A 7312-nucleotide genomic window follows, 5' to 3' on the forward strand; every position below is an offset into this window, starting at 1 on the left:
GTAAGAAAGGGATACAGCAAAGATTATATCCATTCTTTTTCCGCAGTGTTACAGCAGTCATTCCGTTTTGCAGTATTTCCAAAACAACTAATCAGTTTCAATCCGATGCAATATATCAAGCTGAAACGACAGGCAGAGGAAGTTGACCTCTTTTCTGATGATGAGGTAGAAGAAGGTACACAGCCGATTTCACATGAGGATTACGAGCGGCTTATCAAGTATCTGGAAAAGAAAAATCCACCTGCAATTCTGCCGATTCAGATCGCATATTATGCAGGACTTCGTATCGGGGAAACCTGTGGTCTTACATGGCAGGACATCAACCTTGAAGAACAATGCCTGACCATAAAACGCAGTATCCGTTATGACGGAACGAAGCATAAAAATGTGATTGGAACAACCAAGCGAAAGAAAGTAAGGATTGTTGATTTTGGAGATACACTGACTGAAATATTGAAAGCAGCAAGACGGGAACAACTGAAAAGCCGGATGCAGTACGGGGAACTTTACCACCGCAACTACTACAAAGAGGTGCATGTAAAAAACAGGGTGTATTATGAATACTATCACCTTGACGGAACGCAGGAAGTCCCGGCAGATTATAAAGAAATATCCTTTGTCTGCCTCAGACCGGATGGTAGTCTGGAACTGCCGAGTACACTCGGCATTGTATGCAGGTCAGTGTCAAAGAAGCTGGAAGGATTTGAAGATTTTCACTTTCACCAGTTACGGCACACCTACACCAGCAACCTGCTCTCGAATGGGGCGGCTCCGAAAGATGTACAGGAACTGTTAGGACATTCTGACGTCAGTACCACAATGAATATTTACGCTCACTCAACAAGAAAAGCTAAACGGGATTCCGCAAGACTTCTTGATAAAGTAGTGAGCAATGCTTAACTAAAAATTTCCCTTATTTCCCTTGAGGATTCCGCATAAGGGCAAAGATAAGGGAAAATACATATCATTTCACTATATAATGGGCTGAAAAGCCTGTAAAATAAGGAAAGTTCAGGAAATCTCTCCACAAATTCCGATTTTCTCAATTCTCCAAAATTGAATTTGGAACGTGCTTTATAAATTTTTTCCGATCCCCTCAAGTTCGTTCATGGAATCTTTGTTTTTTTCAAGTTCATCTCTGGCTGTTGCGTAATATGATTTTTTGAAAAGCATATCCCATGAAAGATATTTTGCCATACAGTCAAACTGCTTATCAATCAGCTCATACTGGATACTGTCTACGGGAGAACCGCCTACAACAATCGTGCCAACTTTTTTATTTTTTAACTGCAATCCACGGCAGTAGCACTTATCAATGATAAGTTTCAATTGTGCTGACATTCCCCACCAATAAACTGGTGTAGCAAAAAGAATCATATCTGCGGCAGCAATTTTATCAATTGTAGGATTTGTATCATCCTTATCGACGCATCCCTTAGAGCATTGACAGACACCACATCCCTTGCATGGTGCAATGTTGAGTTTGTCAGGTTCAATGATTTTAATTTCATTCTTTTCTGATGCTCCTTTTATAAATGCATTGATTGCTGTCAGCGTGTTTCCTTTTCTGGCACTTCCATTAATGATTACAATTTTCATGCGTGTATCCTCCAACTTCCGATTTATAGACTTCTTCTATATACATTTTACCACATACTTTTTCCAAAGGCACTGACTTCTCAACCCTTAATTTTCATCTCTGCTATTATACGTTCTTCCCTCTGTCTCTCTTCACAATAATCCCAGAAGTCTTTCAATGCTTCCTCATCCGATTTCCACGGCAATGGTATGGGATCCCACTAGGTGCCCTACGCACCAGCTGACAATATAACCATTGCCATACAGGTAGCCGTCCTCTCTCTTATCTGCACCGATTACCTTTGCGATGGACTGCGCCACCGAAGGTTTCTCAGCAATTACTAATTTATATGACATTTCGTTTTTCCTTTTGTGGTAAAAAAATAGCACCTTAACCATTTGGCTAAAGTGCTATGTAAATTTGTTGTTAAATTGTGCGTGTCAGATAAACCTAAACTTGTTATGATATTTACATAAATAAAATTTACTCTGCTTTATCACAATAAATCTCTATCGCATTTGCTACAAAGACAGCGGTACCTTCACCACCATAAACATCAATATTCGTTGTAATTTCTCCGCCACCTGAATACATTTTTCCTAGTCCACGCAGGATCTTATTTGTGCAAGTATATAAGTTTTCTGTAATATAATCCTGTATTCTTTTTACTAGATTCTGCGCGTCAATGGATGCTGGATCACTATTCTTTATTTTTCCGGCCTCCTTAAATAGAAGCATAAATCTATCTGCTAAGATTTTCTCATCTTCCTCAGTACGATTCTTCTGCTTTTCTTCCATTTCTTTGTATTCCGGTGTGCTACCGTATAATTCCTTTGCCTGTCTGGAATATTCATCCAACTTACTTCTGTCAAAAGCCTTAAAGTTCATATGTTTCACTCCCAATAATTTTATTCCAAGTGCAAAGTTCATCAAGTTATCAATATGTTCCTTTTTAAGCCTAAGAAGTTCTATCTGTTGTTCCAAAGCTTTGCTTCTATCAAAATCCGGACTATTTATAATTGCCTTGATGTCTTTAAGTGGAAACTCTAATTCACGAAACAGTAGTATGTGTCGAAGGCGCTCCAAATCTGCATCGTCATACAGTCTGTAGCCTGCATCGGTGTATCCCGTCGGATGTAAAAGACCAATCTTGTCATAATATTGTAGAGTGCGTATACTCACTCCGGCAAGTTTACTCACTTCATGCACTGTCATCATTTTTATTTCCTCCCTTGACTTGGTGACTTTAGCATAAACTATTACGTAACGTCGGAGTCAATACTTATTTCAAAAGATTTATACAAAGGAACTTGAGCTTTTTTCTATATCTTTTATTTCTTTCAATATGTGTAATTTTACATTCATTGACAACCTACATCTTATCCTACACTTTAGTTATCGACATTGTGTGCTTGGATAGATTTAGTTCTCGGTGCCGTTTTCCATTTTCGGTGCTCCAATTACTCATTTTTATAATTTTTCGGTGCTCGGAGCACCCGGAGGATATAACCATTCCGTTCCATCGAGTTCACTCAGTTGACATCATTTTTGCTCATACTATTTTCTCCATATTATTTTTCAAACTCTGGTTTCCAGTTTGCAAACTGTACAAGCTGTTCATCCGTGCGGTGATAATATCTTTCATTCTTGTCCAGCTTTGCAATCTGTTCCATTTCTTCATCTGTTAATGCAAAATCAAAGATATCCATATTATCCTTAATGTGTTCTGCATTTTTACTTCCAGGAATTACAACAAATCCCATCTGAGTATGCCAACGGAGAATAACCTGTGCAGGTGTTTTTCCATATTTTTTGCCAAGTCCTGCAAATACCAACTCATTCATTAATGCTGTATCTCCATGTCCCAGCGGATACCAGCTCATAAGCTTAATTCCATATTTGTCTAAAGTTACACGAAGTTCTTTCTGTGTGAAATATGGATGTGCTTCCACCTGAATAAACTGAGGTACAATTTCCCACTTTGTTTCCAACTCTTCCATATATTTTCCTTCAAAATTCGAGATACCAATGGATTTTGCTTTGCCCTCTCTATACACTTTTTCAAGCATTCTGTATCCGGCAAGCCAGTTGCCTGCAGGCTGGTGTATATAAAGTAAATCCACATAATCAACACCAAGTCTTTCTAGAGTTTCTTCTACAGTATTCTCATTTTCATATTCACTAGCCCATATTTTTATTGATAGAAATATATTTTTTCTGTCAATTCCACTATCCTTGATTGCTCTTCCAACTGCACGCTCATTTACATAAGCATTTGCTGTATCAATTAGGGAATATCCCATTTTTAATGCCTCTAATGTACTTGTGTAGGCATCCTCTGGTGATAACATAAAAGTTCCTAGTCCAAGCATTGGACATTCCAAATTGTTATTCAACTTCATATTTTCCATCTTTTTAGTCCTTCTGAAATTTTTCTTTATCAAGCATTTTTATTACTTTTGCCGGATTTCCAACTGCTACTGCATAATCCGGTACATCCTTTGTCACTACAGATCCAGCTCCCACAATTGCGTGTCTTCCGATACATACTCCCGGAAGTATCGTAGCTCCAGCTCCTACCCAGGCATATTCTCTTATCAGAACAGGCTTACAAGTCAGAGTACACAAATCATATGGATCATGATTATTGGAAATAAGCTGTACATTTGCAGCAATCATAGCATTGTCTTCAATCGTTATTCCACCTCTTGCCATTGCAAGAAGATTAGAATTGATAAATACATTCCTGCCAATCTTTACGCTTCCAACACATGCTCCATTAAGCGGTGGTGATATCATACTCCCATCTCCTAGGTTATTTCCAAACAATTCCTTTAATAAATGATTATATTCATCAGTAAAAGGCATTGTATGATTAATCTGAAATAATATTTTTGTCTGACGTTGCCCTTCTGTACTTTCTTTTATTGACGCAGTTCTTACATCAACACGTATTTCCTTGCATTCCATTTTTCTAACCTCTATTTCTGTATCCATCTTTCAAGTACATCTTTCGCTTGATCTACGCTGCTTCCATGTATCGCAATGCCTTTCTCAATCACTGCACCTTTTGCACTTTTTTTAATATCACTCTCCGTATTTGACAATCCGCTTCCTTCATGCGTACAGAATGGATGAATTTTCTTTCCTGTAAAATCATAACTTTCCAGAAAAGTATATACAGCCATTGGCATGGTTCCCCAGTAATTCGGGTATCCAAGATAAATCTCGTCATATTGATCTATGTCCTGTGGCAGATTTAGTATCTCTGGTCGTTTTCCTGTCTGTTTATCCTCTTTTGCCTGTGCAATGCAGGTATTATAATCAGCGGCATAGGGAATCTTTTGCTCGATTTTGAAAAGGTCTGCTCCTGTCATATCAGCTATCATTTTTGCAGCTTTCTCAGTATTGCCAATCTGAATATATTTCATGGAACCGCCAAAATAATTTTCATCTGCTCTTGAATAAAATGCTACCAGCTTTGCCATTTGTACTATTCCTCCTTTGTCCATACCAGTTTTCCTGTTTTCACTGCTTCTTCATACCGTGATATCTTATAAGAAAGCCTGTCCATAGTTTCCTCTATCTGCTCTTTTTGCTTCTGAAGAATATCCATCTGCTCATTCAACAACTCAAGTCTCGCAGGTATTGTAGAATCTCCCGCCCTAAATAGCCTTTGATATTCAATCAGACTTTCTATGGGAAGTCCTGCATTTCTCATACATACTGCAAGCTCAACCCATCTAAGATCTTCTTCCTGGTAATCCCGAATTCCTCCGGATGTTCTTGTAACTTTAGGAATCACATTAACCCTCTCATAATAACGGAGGGTATCCTGTGAAATACCATATTTTTCTGACACTTCTTTTATTGTCATATTCTTCCTCCACAATTTAAAGAAGATTTTTCACACTCTGTATCCATTCATTAATTTGTTCCTGAGGTGTCTCCAGATTACTTCCACCTGTAGAATCAAACTGTATCTGCATATCGCAAACCACATTTGCGCCTTTGCAGGCTGCTTTCATATCCTTTATTACATGCCCTGGCCAGCCACCATTTGTCATAAAAGGTACTACTGTCTTTCCGGTAAAATCCTGTTGGTGCAGAAATGTTTTTACAGCCGGAGCCATTGTGTACCACCATGTAGGTGTCCCAACTGCGATGACATCATAATCTGCAATATTGATATCCAGCGGTTTAATTTCAGGTTCGTATCCGCGCTGCACTTCATTCTGTCCCTGATTTACCACATCATCATAACTGCCAGAATATGGAACTACGGTATCTATTTTTAGAATATCGCTATCAGTCTCACTCTGCAGCATTTTTGCAATTCTTTCCGTGTTTCCATTTGACCATGAATAATATATAATCAGTAATTTCTTCATCTTTTTACCTCCTGTTTCGATTAGCATACTACTTGAAGTTAACTCCAAGTCAAGAGCTTTTGATTTTTTCTTCATAAACGCTGGTATGACGCAGACTGTGGAAGACCCAAGACTCGCTACTGGCGGTTGGTTAGACCTTACCAGACAGGCATTCCACCTGCTAGACTACTCGCCCTTATCTGGGCGCACAATCCCGAGTTGTATGTCTCTATTATACCATCATGAAAAATACAAACAGTTCGTAAAATTACACTTTTACGAACTGTTTGTATTTTTGGTCAGTTTTGCAAACTGGAATTTCTATTTGTGTTGCCATGTCATTACATAATCTTTTTCTCCGGTAGCCTCATCTAAGCCACTATGCTGAATCTCAAATCCTTCTCTCTTATAAAAAGATATTGCCCGTGCGTTCTTTTGGTATACGTTCAAGTGCAACTTATTCCTTTTATCCTTTGCATAATTCAGCAGAATTTTACCTATACCCTGCGATTGCATTTCACCAGAAACAAAAATGCCCTCAACATATTCATCATTTAACCCTATAAAACCCTGTATTTCTGTATCATACTCATACACATAAACCTCTGCTAGTAACAACGCTTCTTTTACTGATTTGAAATTGCTTTTCCAGTATTCGACGGGGATAAAATTATGTGCCTTTATATTTGTATCCAACCATATATCTGCAACTTTATTTATATCATCCCTTTGAAATTCTCTAATCATCACAGTGACTCTCCATAAACTTGAATTTAAATTATAACTGTCTTTGCAAATACACCATATCTACCAACTGTATTCCACTCTCATAGATTGGGTGGTCATAATTATCTATAAAGAAATTTGATATGATATGCGAACGGACAAAACCACACTTTTCATAAAATGGTATTGTCAGTGGGCTATCGCCTGTTCCCACTTGCAGAATGGCATATTGCTCTCTGTAATTATTAACAATAAACTCAATTAAGGCTCTTGCATAACCTTTCCCTTGATATTCTGGAACTGTCGCAATGTTCTTGATTTCAAGTATGTCATTTTCTTTATCGGTTATGACACACTCACACTTGACCCCATTATCATCAAGTACATACATCTTGCCGTTATCAAGATAACGGTAAACCATATCTTCCTGCTCATCTGCTAATAGGAGCAAATCAAGATATTGTTTTTTATTTTCTTTAACTTCAATAATTTTCATCAATCGCACCTACAAATTCCAATTGAACAAAATCGCTGCGCGATGGCCTGCCAAGGCTATGGCGCAGTTTTTCTTTACACTTTAATAAAAAGCAGTGGAAACCAAGTCCTACAAGTAGTATTGTTAAGTCACCACAACCAA

Annotated in this window: 10 protein-coding genes and 1 pseudogene; 1 reads left to right on the plus strand and 10 read right to left on the minus strand. The window is 38.0% G+C overall.

All coding sequences use genetic code 11. The annotated features are described in order from the left end of the window. Window positions 1-900 (plus strand): tyrosine-type recombinase/integrase (locus tag H8716_RS17020; RefSeq protein WP_249310153.1); only part of this gene is annotated, 900 nt, incomplete at its 5' end. A gap of 174 nt (window positions 901-1074) precedes the next feature. Here the strand turns inward: H8716_RS17020 and H8716_RS17025 are convergent. The 10 genes and pseudogenes from H8716_RS17025 to H8716_RS17070 all read right to left on the minus strand — a co-directional run bounded on the left by H8716_RS17025 (window position 1075) and on the right by H8716_RS17070 (window position 7171). Continuing rightward, window positions 1075-1599 (minus strand): flavodoxin family protein, encoded by a 525-nt coding sequence (locus H8716_RS17025; RefSeq protein ID WP_249310155.1) that lies wholly within the window; start codon window positions 1597-1599, stop codon window positions 1075-1077. A 198-nt stretch (window positions 1600-1797) separates the two neighbouring features. Then, a pseudogene (locus tag H8716_RS17030) lies at window positions 1798-1935 on the minus strand (toprim domain-containing protein); the annotation flags it as partial. Window positions 1936-2062: 127 nt separating this feature from the next. After that, a complete protein-coding gene (locus tag H8716_RS17035; RefSeq protein ID WP_249310157.1) occupies window positions 2063-2797 on the minus strand; it encodes a MerR family transcriptional regulator in 735 nt (244 codons plus the stop codon). Window positions 2798-3150: 353 nt separating this feature from the next. Next, window positions 3151-3990, minus strand: coding sequence for an aldo/keto reductase (locus H8716_RS17040; RefSeq protein WP_249310160.1), 840 nt, complete (start codon window positions 3988-3990; stop codon window positions 3151-3153). 4 nt (window positions 3991-3994) lie between these two features. Continuing rightward, window positions 3995-4576 carry an acyltransferase gene (locus tag H8716_RS17045; RefSeq protein ID WP_114100273.1) on the minus strand — a complete coding sequence of 194 codons (582 nt, stop codon included), beginning with the start codon at window positions 4574-4576 and terminating at the stop codon, window positions 3995-3997. Further along, window positions 4561-5091 (minus strand): flavodoxin, encoded by a 531-nt coding sequence (locus tag H8716_RS17050; RefSeq protein ID WP_005347223.1) that lies wholly within the window; start codon window positions 5089-5091, stop codon window positions 4561-4563. Before H8716_RS17050 ends, H8716_RS17045 begins: the two co-directional genes overlap by 16 nt. Further along, window positions 5073-5456, minus strand: a complete 384-nt coding sequence (locus H8716_RS17055; protein ID WP_009203852.1) for a MerR family transcriptional regulator — start codon at window positions 5454-5456, stop codon at window positions 5073-5075. The genes H8716_RS17050 and H8716_RS17055 overlap by 19 nt, the downstream gene beginning before the upstream one ends. 16 nt (window positions 5457-5472) lie before the next feature. Continuing rightward, window positions 5473-6045: a flavodoxin gene (locus tag H8716_RS17060; protein ID WP_114100272.1), complete on the minus strand. Its 573-nt coding sequence runs from the start codon at window positions 6043-6045 to the stop codon at window positions 5473-5475. A 225-nt stretch (window positions 6046-6270) separates the two neighbouring features. After that, the gene (locus H8716_RS17065) at window positions 6271-6696 is read right to left on the minus strand and encodes an N-acetyltransferase (protein ID WP_114100271.1); all 426 of its coding nucleotides are present in this window, start codon (window positions 6694-6696) and stop codon (window positions 6271-6273) included. Window positions 6697-6727: 31 nt separating this feature from the next. Next, window positions 6728-7171 carry a GNAT family N-acetyltransferase gene (locus H8716_RS17070; RefSeq protein WP_114100270.1) on the minus strand — a complete coding sequence of 148 codons (444 nt, stop codon included), beginning with the start codon at window positions 7169-7171 and terminating at the stop codon, window positions 6728-6730. Between the last annotated feature and the right edge of the window lie 141 nt (window positions 7172-7312).

Source organism: Jingyaoa shaoxingensis, assembly GCF_014385005.1.
Lineage (GTDB): Bacteria > Bacillota > Clostridia > Lachnospirales > Lachnospiraceae > Marvinbryantia > Marvinbryantia shaoxingensis.

What these genes read in the sequence shown, in the direction of transcription:
- H8716_RS17045 (WP_114100273.1), bottom strand. Translation starts at nt 4,576, where the DNA reads ATGGATACAGAAATAGAGGTTAGAAAAATGGAATGCAAGGAAATACGT.
- H8716_RS17040 (WP_249310160.1), bottom strand. Translation starts at nt 3,990, where the DNA reads ATGGAAAATATGAAGTTGAATAACAATTTGGAATGTCCAATGCTTGGA.
- H8716_RS17055 (WP_009203852.1), bottom strand. Translation starts at nt 5,456, where the DNA reads ATGACAATAAAAGAAGTGTCAGAAAAATATGGTATTTCACAGGATACC.
- H8716_RS17025 (WP_249310155.1), bottom strand. Translation starts at nt 1,599, where the DNA reads ATGAAAATTGTAATCATTAATGGAAGTGCCAGAAAAGGAAACACGCTG.
- H8716_RS17060 (WP_114100272.1), bottom strand. Translation starts at nt 6,045, where the DNA reads ATGAAGAAAAAATCAAAAGCTCTTGACTTGGAGTTAACTTCAAGTAGT.
- H8716_RS17035 (WP_249310157.1), bottom strand. Translation starts at nt 2,797, where the DNA reads ATGATGACAGTGCATGAAGTGAGTAAACTTGCCGGAGTGAGTATACGC.
- H8716_RS17050 (WP_005347223.1), bottom strand. Translation starts at nt 5,091, where the DNA reads ATGGACAAAGGAGGAATAGTACAAATGGCAAAGCTGGTAGCATTTTAT.
- H8716_RS17065 (WP_114100271.1), bottom strand. Translation starts at nt 6,696, where the DNA reads ATGATTAGAGAATTTCAAAGGGATGATATAAATAAAGTTGCAGATATA.
- H8716_RS17070 (WP_114100270.1), bottom strand. Translation starts at nt 7,171, where the DNA reads ATGAAAATTATTGAAGTTAAAGAAAATAAAAAACAATATCTTGATTTG.